Raw genomic sequence first — 22,056 nt, 5'->3', positions numbered from 1 at the left:
GGACGGTTAATGAAAAGACAAGGAGAGTGTAAATTGGTTCCTCTTGCACATACAGCGGTACTTAAGAATTATCTGGATGTAAGCCGACAATTAGACCTTAATCCATACCATTTATTATCTGATGCTGGAATTTATTCTGCTCAATTAAATGATTCAAAACAACGTATTTCCGTCGACAAAGTCATGACACTATTAGAGCAATCTGCTCAAATCAGTGGTTGTGAAGTGTTTGGTCTACATATGGCCGAACAACGTCAAATTGCTGATTTTGGTGAGCTAAGCCTATTATTAAGCTATCAACAGACGTTACGTGATGCCTTAAAAACAATTGTAAGATACCGAAATATCATCAATAACGCGCTTGAAATATATATAGAAGAAGTTGGAAAAACCGTGATTATTCGGGTAGAAGTGATTTCTGCTTCAGCAAAGTATAGTCGTCAAGCGATTGAATTGGCTTTGGGGATTACCCATCGTTTTTGTGCTGCATTATTAGCTCAAAAATGGCACCCATTAAGTATTCATTTTACCCACGATTCACCAAAAGACTTAACAGTGCATCAACGTGTTTTTGGAAGTTCACTTGAATTTGGTAGCGAGTTTAATGGTATTGTCTGCTCATCATCAGAGCTTGATAAAATCAATCCTCAAGCAAATACAGCAATGGCAAACCATGCACAGCGCTATCTCGATATCGACATCTTACAAAAAGACAATGAATCATCACTTATTTTTGATATCCGTAAAAGTATCTATCTGCTTTTACCGATGGGACGTGCCACAATTGATCAAGTCGCGCAGACCCATGAAGTCAATGTCAGAACGCTGCAACGGCGTCTAGAAGCTGCACATACAAATTTTAGTGAATTAATGAATGATGTCCGCAGAAATTTGGTATTTCGCTATTTAAGAAATATCAATTATTCACTGGCTCAAGTTTCAGATATTCTTGGTTACTCTATGCCAAGCTCTTTTACACGATGGTTTATCGGTCAATTTGGTATAACACCCAATGCTTGGCGTACCCACAATAAGGCTGAGATCATTGATGAAAATACGATATAAATTCAATCAAGGTACGACTAACTTGGTATTAACATCAAAACAATAATAAGAAAAGCCACTTAAAACAAAAGTTTTGCGTAAATCAACTTTAACGTTGTACCTTGCAAAACTTTTGTTAAATCAAAGCTCGACTAAAATAACCAATGCATCAGGCTGAGTACCAACAATACCAGAAAAACGCTTTCTCCAATCATCAGCAGGATCGGTTTAATACCCACCGTTGCTAACTCTTTTAATTGTGTTTTCATCCCTAGCGCACTAATCGAAATAATCAGACACCAACGAGATAATTCATTCATTCCAGTTTGAACAACTGTAGGTACCCATCCAGTACTATTTATACAGGCAAGAATTAAAAATCCTACTGCAAACCAAGGCAATAATGGCGGTCTTTTGCCCGTAGAGGGTACGCCTTGCATACGGGTAATCATGGCTGCACAGATGATCACAGGTAGAAGCATGGCAACTCGCATCAATTTCACCACTGTTGCAGTATCGCCTGTTTCTGTAGACATGCTATAACCTGCCCCCACCACTTGGGCGACATCATGGATGGTTGCACCTAAAAAAATCCCTGCATGTTGTGGTTTCAATTCCAACCATTGCGCAATCATGGGATAAACAATCATTGCTAAAGTTGAAAGTGCAGATACTCCAATGACGGTGAATAAGGTTGCTTTTTCTTTTTGTGGATGACTGGGTAAAGCTGCAGACAAGGCCAATGCTGCGGAAGCTCCACAGATCGCTGTCGCGCCACCAGTCAGCATACCGAAAAATTTATTAAACCCGAGCACTTTTGCTGCGATGACTGAAGCAAGAATGGTAATGACGACCAATGAAATGACCAAAACAATGGGCTGCCAACCTAGCGCAGTCATTTGCTCAAGGGTAATGCGCATTCCGAGTAAGGCGATCCCAAAACGCAGTACTTCTCGCGCAGTAAATTCGATACCCGCTTTACACTTTCCTTCTGTTGCAAGAAAGTTCACACCCATCCCGAGCAATAAAGCGAATAACATTACTGGTGCACCATAATGCTCAGATAAAAAGCAGGCCGCAGCGGCAACCACAGTACTAACAATAAATCCGGGCATAAACGCACTTAGCCGTGGCTGCCAAGCCATAGAATCTAATTTACTCATCTAGTGCTACTCCACAATCCAAACCAATAAAAACATTTTCTCCAATCACTTCTACTGGATATGATTGAACTTGTAGCTGTGTTGAATTGAGTAAATAACCATTTGACAAGTCAAAACGTAAACCATGTGCACAACATTGAATTACCTTGCCTTCTAATTTCCCATTGAGTAATGAGGCACCCTGATGCGGGCAACTGTCATTAATCGCATAAAATTGTTCAGCAATATTAAATAAAATTAGAGATCGGTCACCGATCATCAAAAAGGATCGATTGCCTAAAGTTGGGATTTTTTCTTGAGGAACTTGAAAACGCAAGCTCATACCATTTGTCCTTGTGTTTGAAGCGTTTCCAGCATTGCTTGATAAAGTGCACTTGCAGGTTGCGCTCCTGCCATTGCAAAACTTCCATCAAAAACAAAATATGGTACCCCTTTACCCCCTGTATCTGCTGAGATAAAAGGAACGAATGGTTTTGCTAAAATACCTTCAACCACCTCATCCGCAAAACCGCAATACATGGCTATTTTCTGCAATGTTGCTAACTCGCCTATATTTTCCGAATGATGAAAATAGGCTGTGAATAGCGCATCTAAAAATCGCTCACTTTGATCTGAATGATATACTTTTGAAATATTTGCAAAAAAATGATGTGCCATAGCTGTGTTTGGCATACGACGAATCCGATCAAAATCAATATCGACATTGACCGCTTTCGCGGCTTGACGAACTTGAGTTTGACGCATTCGAACGGCTGTTGAACTGCCTAATCGTTGTAAATAAAAGGCATCAAAAGGAACACCCACCAGTGGAATATGGGGTAAAAGCTGTACACCACGCCACTGGATATTGACCACAACATCTGGATCACTTTGTTTTAATTTTTGAATCGCAGTCTGTAAATGACGTTTTCCAATCAAACACCAAGGACAGATAAAATCAAAAAAAACTTCAATATTCATTTTACGCGTCATTACTGATTACCCATATTGCATGACTGTGCTTGTACTGTTTGACCTTGTCGTGCTGCTTGTGCATTAAATTTTTTAATATCATGGGCATAATGGCGTTTTGCATAGAAGAATACGGCAGCAGCCACAATGCTCATCAGAGGCATCAATTGAAAAGCATGGTGTAAACCAATCACGTCAGATAGCTTTCCAATTACTAAAGGTCCTAAAGCCAAGCCGAGAAAATTATTTGCCAAAGTTAATGTTGCAAATGCTGTGCTATGTACAGAATGATGTGTTAGGTTGGCAACCATTGCGCTGGATGGTCCATTGGTACCCAATGCGATAAACATCCCAATACAAATCATGATCAATTGAGCATTTCCGACAGACATGGCAAAAGCAATGGATAACAACACACAACCGATCAAACAAAATGCAATCGCTAAACTGACTTTTCGGTCTGGTCGATCTCGTCCTAAACGATCACATAACATCCCACATAAAATCGTGCCAACTGCACTACTGAGTACAACCATTGCCGCGACCAGCCCCGCTTTATCTGTCCCCAATCCGTAATATCGATTGAGATAACTGGGAAGCCAAACGATGACCGTGCCACCCACAAACAATTGCAAGCCACTGCCAATATAAGTGGCGATCACAGACCGACTTGAATAAATTGATCGTAAAGGACTTCTCGACTTCTCCTGTTTCTGTTGGGTCTTAATTTTGCCTTGAACGGTTCCTATCTTGTTTTCTTTAACCACAATAGGATATAAAAATGCCAGAATCAGCCCAAAGACTGCCATTCCACCAAATGCCCAACGCCAGCCAAAATGTTCAGCCATTACACCGCCTAAAGCCATGCCTAAGAATGAGCCAAACACACCACCTGCCATAAAAGCACTTGCTAAAGTTGCACGCATATCACGAGGAAAAACCGATACAACAACAGCAATCCCGACACTGCCATAGGCAGCTTCGCCAACACCCACCATAAATCGGGCAATAAACATATGTTGATAACTTTCAGCAATTGCACAGCCTAAGGTTGCCATACTCCATAACACGGCCATCAAAGTTAAGCTTTTTACTTTGCCAAAACGATCTGCCAAGATCGACAAAGGTAAGGTTAATAAACCCACCATCAAGGCCACAATTCCACTTAATAATCCAAGTTGGCTGTCTGTCAAAGCCCATTCACTTTTGATCAGTGGGAATACTGCATTTAAGACTTGCCGTGACATATAGTCAGAAATCAACAAACCAAATGTCAGTGCAAAAACCAACCATGCATATTTACGTGGAATGCCAACCGAAGTATCTACACCGTCCGCAGGACTTGAATATTGATGCGCATCCATACGTTCTCCTTGTGTTTTTATAATTTCTCATTCATTTTTGATGACTACGCGACTTCACAGTAACGTAATCATCTTTTTCTCACTGTTTGAATCAAAAATCCTTTTGGCTCAAATCATTATTTACGCTGTGGAACACCCTTTTGACCTGCTTTACGATTGGGCGCCATACCATTTTCCAACAAAGTTTCTTCAATCGTGTCGTATTGCACGCCAATACGATAAATTTCACGTGCTTCTTTACCTGATGCAACTTCACGACCTAATTCATGGGCAATACGCACGGTCTGTTGAATCTGCTGTACTGAAGAAAAACGCTGACCTTGATGATCAATAATGGTGTCTTCATTTCCGACACGTGCATGTAAGCCCATCGCCATTGACATAGTGTTAAACGGCAAAACATTTTTAAGTAAAGACTCTGAAGTTAATGTACAACCATCAGGTACACGATGAATAAAGTTAAAGAAGTTAAAAGGATTTGGCCCATCAAAACCACCACCAATTCCAATCCAGGTTAGATTCAACGGACCTTTATACAGCCCTTTACGCACCATACGTTCCAGCGTTTCTAAACCATGCATCCCAGTTAATTGGAAATGCGGTTGAATGCCATTTTCAGTTAAACGCTTTAAATGCTCTGCAACCCAAGCTGGACCTGCGGGTACTGTCATTTCTGCATAAGCTGCATGAATTGCTGGATGTGCCAAAGAAGTGCCTTCTAAATATTCAGGATAGAGCAACTCCATAATATTCATTTGAGTGGTATTGATCGCCACGGTTACTTGGTCTGGTTTTGGCATTAATTCAGCCAGCATATGACGCGTATCATCGCTTAACCAAATTGCAGCTTCACCTTCACTTTCTGGAGCAAAAGAAATTGATCCACCTACCTGAATGATCATATCAGGCACCGCTTCACGCACACCGGCAATGAGTTCATTAAACTTAGACAGACGTTTCGAACCTTTCCCATCTAGTTCTCGAACATGCAAATGGAGGACTGAAGCACCTGCTTCATAGCACTCTACCGCTTTTTGAATTTGTTCTTGCATGGTCACCGGGATATCTTCAGGAAAATCCTCAGGCATCCATTCAGGCCCATAAGGCGCTACCGTAATCACCACTTTGTCCATGTTTTCAGGGTGCAATGAGTCATCAAAGAATTGCATAAACATCTCCATATGTATTTTAAAATTAGGGTTTAGATAAAATCGTTAACTGCTACGCTTAATAAGTTGCATCACCAATAATGCTTGCCCGTTCCATTTTTCGATGACATGGTGGATAGTCCATTACGGCATAATGTTGTGTACTGCGGTTGTCCCAAATTGCGATACTATTCGGCTTCCAACTCCAACGAACTTGGTACTCAGGAATATAGGCTTGGGTAATTAAATAACGCAGTAAATCGGTTGCACCGGGGTTGGCATCTTGTCCAAAACGGACGTGTTCTTTGGTATGGTAATTACTAAAATGAGTGGTAAAGGCGTTGACATAAAGAATCTTCTCACCCGTTTCAGGATGCGTACGTACCACAGGATGTTCTGCATCGGGGAACTGTTCTTTTAATGCCAAACGTTTTTCAATCGGCATCATTGCGCCAAAACTGGCTTCAATACTGTGATAGGCGCGTAAATTTGCAATTTTTGTTTTGATTTCTACGGGTAGATTTTCATAGGCCATCACCATATTGGTCCACATGGTATCTCCACCCACTGTCGGACATTCAATACAACGTAGTACACAACCCATTGGCGGAACTTTGCGCCAGCTTGCATCGCTATGCCAAGCATTTTCATAACGATCAATTGGGCTCTCTGGGCTTTTATAAATTTGTACCAGCCCAGGATGCTCTGGATGACTTCCAACAGCAGGATGGCTTTCTAGTTGTCCAAAGCGCTCAGCAAATGCTACATGTTCTGCTCGGCTTAGGTTTTGATCTCTTAAAAATAAAACCCGATGCTTTAACAAATTCTGACGAATTTCAGTAAATAACCCATCATCGTCAATGGCATCTGCCAGATTGACCCCCAACAATTCTGCACCGATATTGCAACTTAATTGTTCAACTTGCATAAGATATCCCTTCAAATGACAAAAATTGATGATCCTGTGGTTTTACGTGCTTCTAGATCACGGTGAGCTTGAACTGCATCCTTGAGTTCATAGCGTTGATTGATTTCAATTTTGATGCGTCCATGTCGGACGTGGTCAAATAGTTCATTGGCAAGTTCTTGTTTTTCTATAGGATCAGCAATGAAATCTGCCAGTGCTGGGCGGGTCATATAGAGAGAGCCTTTCATTGCCAACAAGACGGGGTTAAATTCTGGAATTGCACCAGAAGCAGTCCCCACACAAACCAATAAGCCACGGCGTTTTAATGAATCAAGCGATGCCATAAACGTGTCTTTACCGACACTATCAAAAACCACATTCACACCAACCCCATCGGTTAATTCGCGTACTCGTTCTGCAACATTTTCATAACCATAATTAATGACGTGATCACAGCCATGTGCACGAGCAATTTGCGCTTTTTCTTCTGAAGAGGTTGTACCAATCACAGTTAAACCGAGTAACTTTGCCCATTGAGAAACAATCAAGCCCACACCACCAGCGGCAGCATGTAATAAAATGGTGTCCCCTTTTTTAAAGTCATAAATACGACGCATTAAATAAGCAGAGGTTAAACCCCGCATGGTCATTGCTGCGGCTGTTTCACAAGAAATTTCTTCAGGTAGTTTGATTAATACATCAGCTGAGATTAGACGTGCAGTGCTATAAGCACCTAACGTATTTAAAAAACCGGTATAAGTGACTCGATCACCCACTTGAATGTGAGCTACACCCTCACCTACGGCTTCGACTACACCAGACGCTTCTACGCCCATCCCGTTTGGCAGTGGAATCTTATATGTGCCGTCACGAAAATAAGTGTCAGCATAATTTAATCCAACTGCCACATGACGCAGACGCACTTGCCCTGCTGCTGGTTCACCAACATCGATGTCTTCATATTGCAAAACATCTGGTGTTCCTGTTTCATAAAACCGTATTGCTTTATTCAATGCCATTTCCCTATCCATGCCGTATTTTTATCAATATTTAAAAATCATGATTAAAACTACAACACAGCAGCTGCAGCTCACTTTACATAAGACGACACTGACTTAGCATTTTACGACACGCTTGTTTTTAAAATTGTAAGCTAGTTTAGTAAGGCACTGTTTTGAGTTATTTTAGGGATTTGAATAAATTTTATAGTTTATCTTGAGTCGATTTTCTATCCCAAATTTTAATGTGTTCTATCTATAGGTATAATGAAGTTTCAAAAAAAGCCATTAAAATAATTATAGGTTTAGGATATTGAACCAACCCTCTTTATAATAGATTGCTAAGTCAAAATACTTAGTAAAATTCTAAAAATAGTTTTCTCATTTTAGAGGTTTATTTTATGCATAATCAATTGATCAAAATAACCTTATTTTTTGCTTTATGCTCTTCACCATTTGCACTTGCAGAAATCCCCAAAGAGCTGCTTTATCAAACCCCTCAAAATATTGATTCAGCACAACTCGCAACAATTCAAGGTTTCCAAGAAACGAGCACCCCTTTAAAGTTCATAAAAGCTCGTATTTATATTAATCAAATCAATGGCAAAGCCACATTAAACCAATCAAAAGACTGGAATAAAATCTATTCCATTCTACCTACACAGATAACCGTTCGCTTCACCTTTGATGCTCAGCAATTATTTTCTTCAGCTGAGCTGAATTTTACTGCTCAAACAGGGCAAAAATATCAAATCAAAACCAATCAAGCGGATAAAAACAGCCATAAACAAGGCATTCAGTTTTGGATTGAAAATTTAACTACCGGTGAAGCAGTCACAGATAAGCAATTTGCTCATACAGTAGTAAATCAACCTCAACAAATTTATATGCCTGTCATTATTAATAAATAGAGGGATTGAATATGCATCTATTTTTTAAAATCTCAATTCTAAGTGTACCGATCATTTTTACTGCTTGTATCAGTACATCCAAGAATACACCTGCTATTGAATACTATTCTCCACCTCAAGCATCATCACAAACAGCAACCATCATTGGTGATCTCTATGATCGTAAATATTTAGCAGACACGATTGCTTTTGTCTTTGCAGTAGATAAAAAGAAAGTAGAAAATGGCTATCATCAGCTCAAAGAGCCTTTAATTCTGCACGCTGGTGAACATGATTTACAAATTTGGTGTGGTCAAGGTTCTTATAACTATACAAATTTAGTCAAAGTCCATATTGAACCAAATAAAAGATACCAAGTCGGTTATGAATTAAATCCAAATAAACAAGAAGGTTGTGTATTTTGGATTAATGATTTGGAAACAAAGAAACCTGTGACTGAACTTGTAAATGGCGTGGGATTATGGCGAGCTAACGCTATTACTAATCTGCCAATTCAAACGTTTTTAGAACCAAGGCCTGATACTGATCAAGGATATACGGTGGTGCCTATTAGAATTATCAATAAAATGGGCAGTCATTAAAAATGATCTGGGCAGCTGATCATCATGTTAGCTGCCCAGGTTTTCAGATATATAACATTCAAAATGCATGATTTTTCAACCGACGTCAGATGATGAAGCGTCGATATTTTATTTACCGCATTTGCCCTTTTCTGCCAGTTTTAGTTTTTGTATCGCTTTTTGACCTTGTGCATTATCCACCAATTTCAGTCCAGCGCCACCGACCAGCAAACCTGGTTTGATATATTGTTTGATAAAATAATTCTCTCCACTCTTTGCTTGAAGTTTAAGGTCATTTGGTGAAAACTCAGATTCAGTTGAAATGGTATATTCCTGACCACTAGCAACTTCTTCATGGAAGAAAATATTAGGGGCTGTTTCACCAATACAACGACCATTGATTTTAATGTCTTTTTTAATTGCCGTACCCAATCCACCAGCACGGTAGATATACAACCCAGATTTACCCTGTTCAGGCTGTTTAAACTGTTTTGAAGTAGCACTCAGTTCCTTATTAGCAAGGGGAACTGATGCACAGCCTGTAAAAAGAAATACTGTTGTTATCATAGCAAGTAAGGTTTTATTCATTTTCTTAGTACTCCACATCTATAATAAAAATGGATGAACAGATAAGCTTTTTATCATTTTAGAATAGTCAAGCTTAGGCTATTTTGAATACATTGATTGTAGTAACGGGAAGTCCTATCAGCTAAGACTGATATGTTAATTGAACCCATGACTACAATCATGAAAGCACAGAAATTAAACTAAAAGAATTGGGTCTTACTCCATTCAAAACCCAATCCCTTTTTGGCTAATCTAACCAAAATTTGGTTGATTAGGTTCAAATATCTAGATCTTTATTTTTAGGCCAACCATCAGGCCATTCTAATACTTGTATAAACTCCAGCCGAATGTCACTGGTAATTCTAAATAAATAATCACCTCTAGGTAGTTTTACTATACATCCAGGACCCGCTGTTACTTCTTCTTTTGTTTCTTCATTGATAAAAATGATTGTACCTTGCTGAATATAATAAGTCGTATAACCAGCCGTCTTAGCCCAAAAACCATTTATACTATTGGCAGGATCCCAGTGATTGTATTGAACTCTATAAACCTTCAATGGGTCATATATTTTTTTTACATTTTCTAATGTTAGTGGCTCATCTGTTAAATCGTTCCATTTTTTTAAATTTAGCATCTACAAGATCCTCATGATTAATATATTTTAATATTGTTGTTTTTAAATTCTGCCTCAGCAATCGATATTTAAATAGTTCTGCCATATAAAAGTTAAAAAAGAATTTTCAATTGAAATTCCTCTAAAAGCTCATCTTCTATCACTTCAAAAGATTTGATTTTTGCAGCATTTGTTTGCATAAGCGGGTGATTAACTTCAATTTCATCCAGTCCATCTAATAATCTCAGTTTATTAATAACATGAATCTCTAAAGGTATTATTGTAAATGGAGCACATACCAGCTTTGGTGGAAATTTACGCTTGTCATTATCTATAAGTTCTTCACAATGTAGGTCGCAAATTTTCATAAGGGTTTCAGCAACATTTGGACCAGATTCATTCCAATGATCAATCAAAAATTTAAATTCTCCTTTTAAATCTAAATCAATCAAAGGTAACTCTTTTGACCATTTTGAATAAACCCATAATGAAAAATAATCATAACTATTTGGAAAATCTTGAATTATTTTTTGCTCCAAACAAAATGAAACAAATTTAGCCAACTTTTTAGCTAAATTAAAATTTTCTGTTAATATTGCCCAAAATAGAAGTGCAGAAATTTCCGAATAGTGCTTCTTAAAACGATGTATTTTCATTCTATCATGTGAGTTTTTTTTAAATTTCATCAATTCTGATTCATTACACGCTTCCATATACATAAAAGCCAAATTTAAATCTCTTAAAGCATCAGAATTTAGAAAATCATTTTCTATTGCATAAAAAGCTCGTTGAGCATAAAAAGATCCCATGATACGTATTAGCTCAGTAACAAATAGGTCATCTTCGTATATTGCTTTTTTCACATCGAACTCATTTGAATGAAGTGAATCATTTAAATCTTGAATTTGATATGATTTATAAGCTTTTATATGTCTTTTTAATTCATTTAATGCTTTCATTTTCTATCCCAAGCCGAAACACGAATTACTCCATTTTTTAAATCAATTGAGTTTTTTAGCCTAGACCTAAAAATTAAAATCAAGTTTTTTCACATGGGCAGTCATTAAAAATGATCTGGGCAGTAAATCATCATGTAGGCTGCCCAGATTTTCAAATATATAACATTCAAAATGCATGAATTTTTCAATCGATGCCATATGATGAAGCATCGGTATTTTATTTACCGCATTTGCCCTTTTCTGCCAGTTTTAGTTTTTGTATCGCTTTTTGACCTTGTGCATTATCTACCAATTTCAGTCCAGCTCCACCGACCAGCAAACCTGGTTTGATATACTGTTTGATAAAATAATTCTCTCCACTCTTTGCTTGAAGTTTAAGGTCATTTGGTGAAAACTCTGATTCAGTTGAAATGGTATATTCCTGACCACTAGCAACTTCTTCATGGAAGAAAATATTAGGGGCTGTTTCACCAATACAACGACCATTGATTTTAATGTCTTTTTTAATTGCCGTACCCAATCCACCAGCACGGTAGATATACAACCCAGATTTACCCTGTTCAGGCTGTTTAAACTGTTTTGAAGTAGCACTCAGTTCCTGATTAGCAAGTGGAACTGATGCACAGCCTGTAAAAAGAAATACTGTTGCTATCATAGCAAGTAAGGTTTTATTCATATTCTTAGTACTCCACATCTATAATAAAAATGGATGAACAAATAAGCTTTTTATCATTTTAGAATAGTCAAGCTTAGGCTATTTTAAATACATTGATTTACATCTAGTTAAAGCCAATCGAACAGCTATGCCTATTTCTTCAAGACTTGAATCACTTGAAATCTGGACTCGGTTGGATTCATCTATGCCTTCACTATCCCAAGCTTCAGGTTTTTCCTGTCTAGATGGATCAATAAAAATTACACCATTCTGCTCAATTACAGTTAAGGAAAACATAGGTCGAAATAACTTAGCTTTACTTTTAAAACCCACAAACTCTTGTAAACGGTTAACCCAACCTTTATATCGCTCGATTGATTGCTTGTAATCAAATAACTCCATATCATCTACTGGTAACACTCTGCGGCTTGCTTCGAGGCAATCACGCAATGCATTCTCTATCTGTACATTATCTATGCTTGCATCTAGTAAATACTCTTTCCCTTTGTTATCGAGAATAAAACTACGTTTTCCAGATAAAGTATTAATTGCCATAATAAAATCATTGGCTTTAATACTGCTAGTCTTGAAAGAAAAATCATCTGGGTTAAAGATTTTGTTATCCATATTAATTTATCACCCTCAGTAATAATTTTAAATCAACTTAATATCTATAAACAATATTGTTAAATAAACATTTTTCATTCATCTTAATAATTTAACAACCATTATAAATCAAGCTTTTTCCAAAACTAAAACCAATATATAAACTCTAATAAAAATTAAAATAAACAATTATTATAATCATAATGGTATTCCTCATATTCATCTAGACTCCAAATGTGACCATCAACTTTATCCACATAAATAACCCCACCGACTTTCTCTTCAGGATCATTAGTTATTTCAAAACCCCAATACAATGGTGATGATAGCTTAAACATAAAGTTAATATCATAATTTTTTTTATTCGCATAGTTTCTTGCATAAAAAATACCATCACCTTCAGAAATATTTTTATTATCTCTATATTCTATAGGAACATTATAACACTCAATACCTCTTTTTTTAAACTCGACAACAAATGTAATAAGCTTTATTCTTTTTACATTTACATTAACAAAACCCTCATAGACACTTTCAGGTTTATAATTAAAATCCTTATCAAAAATTGAAAGAAATTTAAGTTCATCATGTACTATCAAATGAGGGACAAACAAATCACATATTTTTTGCATAATAAAATCCAAATTTAAAATCTCTGAACAACAACACCTTTTCCAGTCATTACTGATTGTAATGCACCCACTGGGACTGAATAAGAACTACCTGTACCTGCTGGCCAAGGATCTCTGATATAAACCTGCCCATTCTTAACAGCATCAACGACAATCGCATGATATCCTCCTGTTTCAGTCCTTACATTTAAAATCACAGCAGCACCTTTTTGGGTAGCAGTCTGAATTGATTCTAAAGAAAGATTAGTTGAGTAGGATGCAGTCCCTCGAAAACCTAGTGCTTTTAATCCACTTGGTATGTTAGCTAAAATAGTACCATCATCCGCTGTTTTTATAGCACTTCTTATAAAAGCTTCAGGTATGTCATATAGACCAGCTGCCATTTTACAGCTAGCTGCTGCACATGATGAATTATTTAATTGCCCCAATAAAGTATTTGTTTCTGGAGTATAAGTTCCACGATTGATCATCGAGAATAAGCCTTCACCATTTCCAGACTTTATAAATTCATTAACAAATTTAATTTCTTCAGTAGTTTTAGCTATTCTTACTGTGCCATTTTTTATAATTACCTTTGTTCCATTGATTACATATCCTGTTGCTGCGACTCCTAATTTCCCACTTGTAACAACTACTTTTGGTAATGCTGCAACGCCAGTTAACATTTGAACAATATCCATTGTATACTTTGCATCCACCATGGCGCGTCCAAAAGTGTCATTATTCATACTCATAAGTGCATCTAAATCTTGAAATTCCTTATGATTGTTAATTAACCCTAACTTTAATAAAACTAATGGCTCCTCAGAGTTTGCAAGTATTTTTATCCCCTCTATCATTTTTGCTCTTTCTTCAGAATTTACAAAAGGTAATCCTAATTGTCCTAATGAGAGAAATGCACCCACTGTACCGCCAGCTGCTTTTTGTGCGCTATCTCTAAAAAGCTTTTTAAGATCATCGGCAAGTGCATTATTCTGAACTGCTATTGTTGCTGTATTTACTGCAGTATTCACATCGTAACCAAGTGCTGCTGCTGTTGATCCAGCAATTAGGTTACTCAAATTTTTAATTTTTCACTCTCACTTAATTCAAAAGAATATTTCCCATTCTTTAAATTTTCTGCAACAATTTCTCCCATCGCTGCACCAATAGCTCCAGCTTCACATTCTTTTTTTGATATTTTTGCTGCTACACACCCTGATACTGCATGCAAAATCTTAGTAACTACATAATTCATATCTAATGAATTACCAACTCTCAGATCGTGTATTTGGCCTGCTGCTTTTGCTTGTAAAGAGTTTGATAAAGCATTGAGTAGAATTTTTTCTAAATCTATTTGACTCAAATCACCATTTATTGAAGCCTCAATAACACTACTTGTTAAAGCAGTAATAGTATTTGCATAAATTTTATCGACTATGTCAGTAGAATTCGTAGGTAAGTTTAAAGTTTTACTCACGCTATCCAATATCCCAGCGGTAACAACAGATGTTGCTAAACTTTTAATGTATTCTTTAGAACCTAACTCTTTAAGTGTTTTACTCAAATCTCCTTTATTGTTTATTAAGCTCAATGAAGTTTGAGTTGCAAGTGAAGTCAAAGCAGCATTAACCATCGCCCCTACCGCTGTATAAGTTGTCACACCTGAAGCTGTTGTTGTCGCTAAAGTTATTCCGCCAAATGTGATAGACCCGCCTCCAGCGGTAGTCGTTCCGATTACTGCAGTACCTGCTCCATAGGTAACTATTGCTACAATGAGCACAATAATAGCTGCCGCTGCTCCTGTTAAACCTTGAGATTTATAATCCCAAACCTGTTGAGCAAGAATGACTTTATTCCAATCCACATCATTACGGTTTACAAAGTCTTTTAAATATTCATTCCCTGGTTGGTTTGCCAGTTTTAAAATTTCATCTCGAATTTGTACTTTATTTTGGTCTTTTTCGCCTACTGGTATTTGAACGCTAATACCGCCATCAGCTTGGAAAGTTGGAGCGGTTGGTCCATTAAAACTTGGCAATTGTGCAGTTTCAGTGATGGAACCTTTATCTTGCGTAGACTGCCAAACTACAGAGTTCTTTTCTTTTTTTACAACATCTTCAATTCTTGTTATTGCAGGTGCGATAAAAATTTTCCCACCAGACTCAATTTCTGCACCTCTTAAATATTTAAACTCTGTACCTACAAGTTCCATATCAAAACCCGACTTGACGCCGATATAATTAGCTTTTAATGTTGCTGGAATTTGTGACACTTGGGAGCGAGTAGAATTGGTTTTTGAACGATTGTACTTAATTCCTGCAAATGAGGACTTCTTGGTGATGTCTTCCCTGCTTATTGAAATATTATTCGCAGTATAAAAGTTAATATTTCCACCTGATCGTATAGAAATATTTCCTTCCGCATTAAATTTACCTGAATAAATATCTATACTATTATTGGGATTATTAATCTCTTTACTTTCTATAGAAATATTTTTTGCTTGTATTTCAACTGATGCAGCATCAATATTATCATTTTCGATTTTCGTGGTGATATATTTTTTCTTTAAACCACCCCATGATTTTCTCTTTTGGGTCGTCGTTCTACGATCATAGTTTTGTTCTATAGCTGCATCAAAAAGAATGTTTTTAAACGACTCTATCTTAACGTTACCATTTTGCGAAACAATACCTGTTGCTTGTAAGACCAAGTTATCTTTGAAAGTTTTGCCAACGGTTCTTAGATCTACACCATTAAAACCATTAAGAACAGTCGGATTAACTAAAGTTTTAAAACTATAATTTGCATCATATTCATTGCCTTTATCATAGAAATCTTGTGTTCCATCTATAATAATACTCGCATCAAAGCTTTTCGGTTGACCACCCACACCTTGTGTAGCTGTTGCAGTATAAGTCTGATCTAGAGGTCCTTGCGCCTCTATGTCGATTGTTCCGGCCTTAGCTGTTAACTCAGAGCCACTAATTGAAATTCCCTTTTTAGATTTTAGTGAAATGTTGCCTGAGTTACTTGTTATATTGCTGCCTGTATGACTATAGCCGCTATTATCAGTGAATAGATCAGGATATTTATCATCCGTTTTAAATTTATAAACTTGATCTAAAGGCAAGAATTGATCCGTAAATAAATTTGTAAAATTCGTTATTCCTTCTCCCCCTCCAAATGTTATTTTATTAATTGCTGCAACTGGATACTTTTTAAAAAATTCTTTTTCTGCAAGATAAAATGAACCATCGCTTTTTCTGTATTGTATTTTTAAATTTTCATAAGCATCTAAAAACTCCCTTGAATTAAAAAGTGTTTCTCTATTTTGAAAAGTGTTTTTTACTGCATCAATTTTCAAATTGCCTTGTGATGATATTATTTCAATATTTTTTTCAGCATTGATTTTTGCTGCTTCAATACTGACACTATTTCCTTCTAGTTTCATTCCCCCTTTATTGCTAATCAATGAAACCAAGCTTTCTGATCCTCGGCCTTTTCTCCCACCTTGACTTTCTACAACTAAGTCTCCTTTTTTAGATACAAGCTCTAGATCACCAAAAGCGTTGATATTTATAGTTGGAGTTAACTTCAGTGTTTCTTCAGTTTGTATTGATAAATTGCCATTTAATTTATTTAAATCAGCATCATTTTTTAAAATATCTGTACTCGTCGTTTTAAAGGAAACTGTACTATTTTCATTTATTTTCTTAGCTTCGACTAATATTGCGCCACCATTATAATTGGTTTCAGATGCGCTATGTACTCCATCACTGACTAAAGAAAGAATACCTTTGGCATTAAAATTTGAGTCATTTGAAGAAATTAAACCTTTAGATTTTACAGCGATATGACGATCTGAGTTAACATTTAGACGATTTGAATAAATTCCATCTGAAAAAAACTCAATATTTTTATCTGACTTTAGAGTTGAATTTTCAAAATAAATATCCTCCACAGCTTCAATATTTATTTTTCCTCCTATTGTATTAACAGATGTATTTTTTAAGCTTGAACCTGTATTACTTTTTAAATAAAATCCTTTCGATGAAACTTCACTATCTATTAACCCATTACCTCCACCTCCTTCACTAACTAAAGAAACCATACCATTTGCATTATATTTTGAACGCTCTGTTACAGTTAAGTCTTTAGATTGTAAAGCAATATTTTGACCTGAATTTACATCCAAACCTCTTGAGTTAATATCATTTGAAATGATTTCAATATTTTTTTCTGACTTTAGATTTGAGTTTAAAAGATTAGCCCATCCTAAAGCCTCAACATTTATTCCTCCTCCAATAGTATTAATGGATATATAATTCATATTAAGGTCTTTATTGCTTTTTAAATAAAGTCCTTTTGATGAAATTTTACTATAATCTTTTGTTGGAAATGGCCAAAGAACTTTTCTTCCCCAAAATTCCACTTCCACTAAAGCCGAACTAAATTGTTCTTTTAAATCAATACCATTCCCTCCATAAATTTGAATATCACCATTTTTAGCGTTTATATTTGTATTCTCAAGACTAATTTTCCCTAAGTCAGAGGAAACTAAATTTACACCATTGAGTCCTGTTAGAACATTTTTTGTATATGTTTCTACAGCAATATCAGGGGCTCTTTTATCATAGGTTATCTCTTTTTTTGGTACTAAATTTAAATCAAGTTTTGACTGAATGCTAAGCGTTCCTTGCTTAGAATTTATATCAATATTTTTTCCATTTAAAGTTCCATTAGAAGTAAGATTAATATCACCTTGATTAGCCGATATTTTTGAATTTTCAATATTTAAATCATTTTTAGCTTGAATATAAATATCGTTAACACTTGAAAAATTTCCAGAGTCTTGAATCCTAATATTATTATCAGCAACCAATTGAATACTACCATTGACCCCAATATTCATATTACTATCAAGATTGATATTCTTCGCATCAATGTAAAGATTACCACCTTGACCAAAATTCTGGACATTGCTACTGTTCTTAAAATTGACGTCACCCTTGGCACTGACAGAAATAATGTTTGGATTGTCTACCCCATTCTTTTCTAATCGAGCACGATCAAAAGTAATGTTTCGGCCCGATTCCAAAAGTAAATTACCATTACTGATCATCGACCCACTACTGACTATATCTGCACCCTCACCGGTACTGATACTCAATAGACTGCCCTGCGGATTTGTATTTTTTAGCGTCCCCGTATTTTCAATTTTACCTGCGCTGGTAATGACTAAAGTTTGTGGTGACTGAATGGTGCCAGCATTTCTCACACCTAAACCTTTATCTGTGCCAATGATAAAAATATTATTGGCATACATACCACCCAATGCTTTTACATCAAGTGCAAATGTTGGAGTCGTGCTGTTTACTTGATTTGGTGTAATTGTACTTAAGTCATTACTCACCGTATTTGATCCCGTAATGACTTGTAAGGTTTGATTGGCATGCACTTGAGCATTGAGTTCGACAGCCTTTGCATAGATATCAACATAGTCTGCATTATTGTTAATACCACCCAGCCCTAAGTTGTTTCCAGTTGAGCTAACATTGACTTTTCCCTGATCCACCACAAACTGTTGAATACTTCCATCAGGATTTAGCTGTATTTTACCTGTGGTGAAAATTGCCTTATTGGCATTAATAAAACCACCACCTTGAATATTAATTCCAGATGGATTGGCAATAATCACATCTGCACGTTGTCCAGCAACCTCTAGATTTCCCTTGAATTGCGATGCTGCGGACGAGTTCACCTCATTGAGAATCACTCTTGCTTCACCGATTTGCAGATACGGATTAGCCCCTACATTGCCAACAATCACTGAACCAGCACCATTACGACTGTTATTTAATACAACGCCTGGTTGTAATACATCAAATTGATTATAAACATTATGCGATACGCCATTTTTAGGTGTTTGAATATTAACAACAGGCACATTTTGGCCTTGTTGATTACGCCCAACACCTATGCTGGCTTTTTGTGAAGCTTGAGCATTCGGGGCAACTTGTATTTGCGCATAGACAGGAGCAAGTGACGTAAACAAACTCATCGATGCAACTAAGCCTTTTACTTGCCACGTTTGATGAAAAGGTGTGTGATCTGATTTTTCTGCCCGATTTAAGTTAGTACTTTGTCCTGCAGTCTTTGTCTGGCTTTTGATATTTTCAGCCACAGCAATAAACATATTTTTTGCTTTACTAAAAATAATGCGATAACAATTTTTATTCATTTTTTTATTCCCTTTTGCTTAGTAGGAAAAATTTAAGTTAAAGCCCATCACCCACTCTTTGCTAATGCGATTAGGGGCTTCTATTCCACGACCCACAAAGGTATCTAAATACGTACCTTTAAAATAACTACGTGTACCAAATACACTCCCGATGAGATGACGCTGGCCAGAATAACTATTCCGTCCATTGACCCATCCCTGATCTATCCCTGCATAAAACTGAGTCGCAGGAATAGGTGAATTCCAGCTAAATTCTTGTTGTAAATAATGACCGTTATCCCCAGACAGCATGACATCGCTATCAAAGCCTCGGACGCTATAACGTCCACCAATATAAAAACGGTCTTGAGGAACTAAAATTTTAGGTGCAAATTGCCCACGCCAATTTAAGCGGTATTGGACAGGGTGATTTAAAATGGTGAAAGGTTTCGAATAACGGAGATCAGCACTCCACAGTGGAGCACGAGCATATCCTTCTACTGGTAAAGGACGCCCCAAAATATCTACAATTCTTTCTTCTGGCGCAGATTGGGCATTCAATGCGCCTGTTCCGCGTCGATAATCAAGATTCAAATCTAGTAATGCATTGCCAATATATTGTCGATGCTGAATACCCGCATTCCATCCAGCAGTTTTTCTACGTTGTACACCTACTTCAATATTTTCGATAAAATTTTGATTTTCTTTATGGTAACCCTTGGTATAAATACTGGTTTTATAATCTGTACCACGACCAATCATGCGTGAAAGTGTCAGATGACTCTGTTTGGTTTTTCCACTATATAAAATCGGCGCATTAAAACCGGCGATCTTTTGTTCATATTTATATTCATTATGGGTTGCAGTTAACTCATAATTTCGAAATGGGATTGAATAGTGAATATAAAAGCTTTGATTAAAGTCTTCGTTCCAATCGTCCAATGAATGACTTAAATTGATATTGAGTGCATCATTCAAATGCAAAGGATTGTTTAAACTAATCCCTAAACTACCGATATATTCTCCTGTATTTTTTGAACCTGAATTATCAACACCCAAGCTAAATCCTAATTTTTTATAAGGCCTAGATGTTACGATAAGATCACTATAACCAACGAGTTCTGTAGCATCTTGAGCTACAGCGGGCTGTATCTGGATATCCACATCTCTGTTTGAAACTCGTTTTAAATTTTCTAAACCTTGATCAATTTTTTTAAGATTTAAAATTTCATTATTTTTTAAAGGTACAGCATTGAATATCTCTATTTTATTTACAGATTTGTCCTTAGAGATATTTTGATGAATTCGTCCTACATGTATATTTAAAACTAAATTGCCTTGAGTTAAATCTTGTGGGTTGACTACAATTTGGGTGGTAATCAATCCCTTTTTGATCAGCTCATTTTGCGCATATTTCACTAGATTCTGTAGGCTTTGAGTGCCAATACATTGCCTTATAACAAAATTAGGCTGATTTAAGTCATAGAACAAACCATTGAAAATATTTTGATTTTTACTTTGTGTTGGATCATTTATGATGAAGTGGAGTTGTTTTATTTTAAAGCATGGCTTTTCGAGAACAACAACATGCTCACGACCCAGTTTTTCGGTTTTTTGTTTTGGAGTTAATAATATATTTTCATCATTTAACTTTTTTTCAAGCTCATTTAAACGTTGATCTTGACGAATAATTTCAGGAGTTAAATCCACAATACCTGATCTCGATGGTATATCTGCGGCATATAAGCAAAGTGGATAAGCCGAAATTATAGATAAAAAATATATTTTTTTAAGTTTTTGATTTGCCATAATAATCATTAATAACATTCAAAGTTAAAAAAACAGACTATTAAATATACAATTATACAGAAAAAATTAACAATACTTAAGAGTTAAATTAGACAAACTAAACAGTTGCTAGATAAAAACATATTGAATTAATTAAGTATTTTTTATAATCAATAGTTTAAAACATACTCTATGTTTTATTTCTATACCGCTCCTTTTATTCATTTTTATTACAGCAACGCGAAGCCCTAAGCTATGTTTGAAACTGTTGTATTCGAAATAAAAAGCTAAATTTCAGTTCTTATTTTTATGATCATTTGCGTCACTTTATGTCGTCAAATAATTGTATTTCTATTAAAAATCGTTAATAAATTACTTTTCAATCAGAAAGATTTTTTATGAAACTTAACATCAAGCTGTATTTTCAATATTTGTATAGTGAAATGCTTTTAGCCGTTCTTTCTTCTGCCATGATTATCTTTCTTACATATTGGTTAGATGGGGATAATGGTGTGATAAAAATATTTGATAGTGCCAATGAAATGTTCGAATTTTCATGGATGCTTGCCTTAGGAACATTATTCCTAATCAGTTTGATATTGCTGGTAATCACTCATTTATTTAATTTAAAGCATAAATTTGTGATTAGAAAAACTGCACATGGTTTATATGACTTTGGATTAAGCCTATTGCGTATTGGCGGGGGATATCTTGTTGTATTTCCATTGTTGTATTTATTTGTTGAAGGATATATAACTAAATTGTTGGGCTTTTTCTTAGTTGGTTTTATAGCATTAGCTGAGTCAGCATTCTTTTCATGGTTTAGAGATTCAACTGAAGCCCGTCCTCAAAGGCCTATTCAAGAACGGAAATAGAATGTAATTTTTTACATTCCTCCTGCTGACACTCTAAAGAAAAGTACGCTTATTTGTATTTCTTAAAATAATTAATTAGGTCAATAAATACAGAAATTCCAACTTGTATT

At 36.0% G+C, this 22,056-nt stretch carries 20 protein-coding genes and 1 pseudogene; 4 read left to right on the top strand and 17 right to left on the bottom strand.

The annotated features are described in order from the left end of the window. Positions 1-33 precede the first annotated feature (33 nt). A complete protein-coding gene (locus GJV03_RS14870) occupies positions 34-1,065 on the top strand; it encodes an AraC family transcriptional regulator (protein ID WP_154130435.1) in 1,032 nt (343 codons plus the stop codon). 131 nt (positions 1,066-1,196) lie between these two features. Here the strand turns inward: GJV03_RS14870 and GJV03_RS14865 are convergent, their stop codons facing one another. The 7 genes from GJV03_RS14865 to GJV03_RS14835 form a co-directional block, all read right to left on the bottom strand. Then, positions 1,197-2,207, bottom strand: a complete 1,011-nt coding sequence (locus tag GJV03_RS14865; protein WP_154130429.1) for a putative sulfate exporter family transporter — start codon at positions 2,205-2,207, stop codon at positions 1,197-1,199. Then, positions 2,200-2,529 carry a Rieske 2Fe-2S domain-containing protein gene (locus GJV03_RS14860; RefSeq protein WP_004724784.1) on the bottom strand — a complete coding sequence of 110 codons (330 nt, stop codon included), beginning with the start codon at positions 2,527-2,529 and terminating at the stop codon, positions 2,200-2,202. Before GJV03_RS14860 ends, GJV03_RS14865 begins: the two co-directional genes overlap by 8 nt. After that, the gene (locus tag GJV03_RS14855; RefSeq protein ID WP_004724786.1) at positions 2,526-3,179 is read right to left on the bottom strand and encodes a DsbA family oxidoreductase; all 654 of its coding nucleotides are present in this window, start codon (positions 3,177-3,179) and stop codon (positions 2,526-2,528) included. The genes GJV03_RS14860 and GJV03_RS14855 overlap by 4 nt, the downstream gene beginning before the upstream one ends. Further along, positions 3,179-4,522 carry an MFS transporter gene (locus GJV03_RS14850; RefSeq protein ID WP_154130428.1) on the bottom strand — a complete coding sequence of 448 codons (1,344 nt, stop codon included), beginning with the start codon at positions 4,520-4,522 and terminating at the stop codon, positions 3,179-3,181. Before GJV03_RS14850 ends, GJV03_RS14855 begins: the two co-directional genes overlap by 1 nt. A 116-nt stretch (positions 4,523-4,638) precedes the next feature. Then, positions 4,639-5,691, bottom strand: a complete 1,053-nt coding sequence (locus GJV03_RS14845) for a 3-keto-5-aminohexanoate cleavage protein (protein ID WP_154130427.1) — start codon at positions 5,689-5,691, stop codon at positions 4,639-4,641. A gap of 58 nt (positions 5,692-5,749) precedes the next feature. Continuing rightward, entirely contained in the window at positions 5,750-6,598 is an 849-nt protein-coding gene (locus GJV03_RS14840) for a TauD/TfdA family dioxygenase (RefSeq protein WP_154130426.1), read from the bottom strand. An 11-nt stretch (positions 6,599-6,609) separates the two neighbouring features. Beyond that, positions 6,610-7,596, bottom strand: coding sequence for a quinone oxidoreductase (locus tag GJV03_RS14835; protein WP_154130425.1), 987 nt, complete (start codon positions 7,594-7,596; stop codon positions 6,610-6,612). A 380-nt stretch (positions 7,597-7,976) separates the two neighbouring features. On the opposite strand from GJV03_RS14835, the gene GJV03_RS14830 reads away from it, so the two are divergent. Further along, positions 7,977-8,486 (top strand): hypothetical protein, encoded by a 510-nt coding sequence (locus GJV03_RS14830; protein ID WP_154130424.1) that lies wholly within the window; start codon positions 7,977-7,979, stop codon positions 8,484-8,486. Between the two features lie 11 nt (positions 8,487-8,497). Beyond that, a complete protein-coding gene (locus GJV03_RS14825; RefSeq protein ID WP_154130423.1) occupies positions 8,498-9,067 on the top strand; it encodes a hypothetical protein in 570 nt (189 codons plus the stop codon). Between the two features lie 108 nt (positions 9,068-9,175). On the opposite strand, the gene GJV03_RS14820 is transcribed toward GJV03_RS14825, so the two are convergent. From GJV03_RS14820 to GJV03_RS14780, 10 genes and pseudogenes are all read right to left on the bottom strand, one after another. Further along, entirely contained in the window at positions 9,176-9,634 is a 459-nt protein-coding gene (locus GJV03_RS14820; protein ID WP_154130422.1) for a DUF2846 domain-containing protein, read from the bottom strand. Positions 9,635-9,890: 256 nt separating this feature from the next. After that, a complete protein-coding gene (locus GJV03_RS14815) occupies positions 9,891-10,250 on the bottom strand; it encodes a hypothetical protein (protein ID WP_154130421.1) in 360 nt (119 codons plus the stop codon). A 92-nt stretch (positions 10,251-10,342) separates the two neighbouring features. Beyond that, positions 10,343-11,188 carry a hypothetical protein gene (locus tag GJV03_RS14810; RefSeq protein ID WP_154130420.1) on the bottom strand — a complete coding sequence of 282 codons (846 nt, stop codon included), beginning with the start codon at positions 11,186-11,188 and terminating at the stop codon, positions 10,343-10,345. Positions 11,189-11,405: 217 nt separating this feature from the next. Next, positions 11,406-11,864 carry a DUF2846 domain-containing protein gene (locus GJV03_RS14805; RefSeq protein ID WP_154130419.1) on the bottom strand — a complete coding sequence of 153 codons (459 nt, stop codon included), beginning with the start codon at positions 11,862-11,864 and terminating at the stop codon, positions 11,406-11,408. 78 nt (positions 11,865-11,942) lie between these two features. Further along, positions 11,943-12,470 carry a contact-dependent growth inhibition system immunity protein gene (locus tag GJV03_RS14800; protein WP_154130418.1) on the bottom strand — a complete coding sequence of 176 codons (528 nt, stop codon included), beginning with the start codon at positions 12,468-12,470 and terminating at the stop codon, positions 11,943-11,945. Between the two features lie 155 nt (positions 12,471-12,625). Further along, positions 12,626-13,081 carry a hypothetical protein gene (locus GJV03_RS14795; protein ID WP_154130417.1) on the bottom strand — a complete coding sequence of 152 codons (456 nt, stop codon included), beginning with the start codon at positions 13,079-13,081 and terminating at the stop codon, positions 12,626-12,628. Between the two features lie 14 nt (positions 13,082-13,095). Continuing rightward, positions 13,096-14,094: a cysteine peptidase family C39 domain-containing protein gene (locus GJV03_RS21940; RefSeq protein ID WP_154130416.1), complete on the bottom strand. Its 999-nt coding sequence runs from the start codon at positions 14,092-14,094 to the stop codon at positions 13,096-13,098. Continuing rightward, positions 14,095-14,142, bottom strand: a pseudogene (locus GJV03_RS21935) (hypothetical protein); the annotation flags it as partial. Next, complete coding sequence (locus tag GJV03_RS14785) at positions 14,139-19,304, bottom strand: DUF637 domain-containing protein (RefSeq protein WP_154130415.1); 5,166 nt, start codon at positions 19,302-19,304, stop codon at positions 14,139-14,141. The pseudogene GJV03_RS21935 and the gene GJV03_RS14785, both read right to left, overlap by 4 nt. 18 nt (positions 19,305-19,322) lie before the next feature. After that, positions 19,323-21,092: a ShlB/FhaC/HecB family hemolysin secretion/activation protein gene (locus GJV03_RS14780; protein ID WP_252720718.1), complete on the bottom strand. Its 1,770-nt coding sequence runs from the start codon at positions 21,090-21,092 to the stop codon at positions 19,323-19,325. 377 nt (positions 21,093-21,469) lie between these two features. Between GJV03_RS14780 and GJV03_RS14775 the strand changes: the two genes are divergently transcribed. Continuing rightward, on the top strand, positions 21,470-21,946 hold the full coding sequence (locus GJV03_RS14775; protein ID WP_154130411.1) for a hypothetical protein: 477 nt from the start codon (positions 21,470-21,472) through the stop codon (positions 21,944-21,946). Positions 21,947-22,056 lie beyond the last annotated feature (110 nt).

This window comes from Acinetobacter sp. RIT698 (genome assembly GCF_009668065.1).
Taxonomy (GTDB): Bacteria; Pseudomonadota; Gammaproteobacteria; order Pseudomonadales; family Moraxellaceae; genus Acinetobacter; species Acinetobacter guillouiae.
The sequence above is the reverse complement of the archived record's forward strand: the minus strand, read 5'-3'. Positions and strand labels throughout refer to the sequence as shown.

Coding starts and splice junctions, on each gene's coding strand:
- GJV03_RS14860 (WP_004724784.1), bottom strand. CDS start 2,529: ATGAGCTTGCGTTTTCAAGTTCCTCAAGAAAAAATCCCAACTTTAGGC.
- GJV03_RS14810 (WP_154130420.1), bottom strand. CDS start 11,188: ATGAAAGCATTAAATGAATTAAAAAGACATATAAAAGCTTATAAATCA.
- GJV03_RS14850 (WP_154130428.1), bottom strand. CDS start 4,522: ATGGATGCGCATCAATATTCAAGTCCTGCGGACGGTGTAGATACTTCG.
- GJV03_RS14855 (WP_004724786.1), bottom strand. CDS start 3,179: ATGACGCGTAAAATGAATATTGAAGTTTTTTTTGATTTTATCTGTCCT.
- GJV03_RS14780 (WP_252720718.1), bottom strand. CDS start 21,092: ATGGCAAATCAAAAACTTAAAAAAATATATTTTTTATCTATAATTTCG.
- GJV03_RS14785 (WP_154130415.1), bottom strand. CDS start 19,304: ATGAATAAAAATTGTTATCGCATTATTTTTAGTAAAGCAAAAAATATG.
- GJV03_RS14820 (WP_154130422.1), bottom strand. CDS start 9,634: ATGAATAAAACCTTACTTGCTATGATAACAACAGTATTTCTTTTTACA.
- GJV03_RS14825 (WP_154130423.1), top strand. CDS start 8,498: ATGCATCTATTTTTTAAAATCTCAATTCTAAGTGTACCGATCATTTTT.
- GJV03_RS14795 (WP_154130417.1), bottom strand. CDS start 13,081: ATGCAAAAAATATGTGATTTGTTTGTCCCTCATTTGATAGTACATGAT.
- GJV03_RS14805 (WP_154130419.1), bottom strand. CDS start 11,864: ATGAATAAAACCTTACTTGCTATGATAGCAACAGTATTTCTTTTTACA.
- GJV03_RS14815 (WP_154130421.1), bottom strand. CDS start 10,250: ATGCTAAATTTAAAAAAATGGAACGATTTAACAGATGAGCCACTAACA.
- GJV03_RS14835 (WP_154130425.1), bottom strand. CDS start 7,596: ATGGCATTGAATAAAGCAATACGGTTTTATGAAACAGGAACACCAGAT.
- GJV03_RS14845 (WP_154130427.1), bottom strand. CDS start 5,691: ATGCAATTCTTTGATGACTCATTGCACCCTGAAAACATGGACAAAGTG.
- GJV03_RS14830 (WP_154130424.1), top strand. CDS start 7,977: ATGCATAATCAATTGATCAAAATAACCTTATTTTTTGCTTTATGCTCT.
- GJV03_RS14800 (WP_154130418.1), bottom strand. CDS start 12,470: ATGGATAACAAAATCTTTAACCCAGATGATTTTTCTTTCAAGACTAGC.
- GJV03_RS14840 (WP_154130426.1), bottom strand. CDS start 6,598: ATGCAAGTTGAACAATTAAGTTGCAATATCGGTGCAGAATTGTTGGGG.
- GJV03_RS14775 (WP_154130411.1), top strand. CDS start 21,470: ATGAAACTTAACATCAAGCTGTATTTTCAATATTTGTATAGTGAAATG.
- GJV03_RS14865 (WP_154130429.1), bottom strand. CDS start 2,207: ATGAGTAAATTAGATTCTATGGCTTGGCAGCCACGGCTAAGTGCGTTT.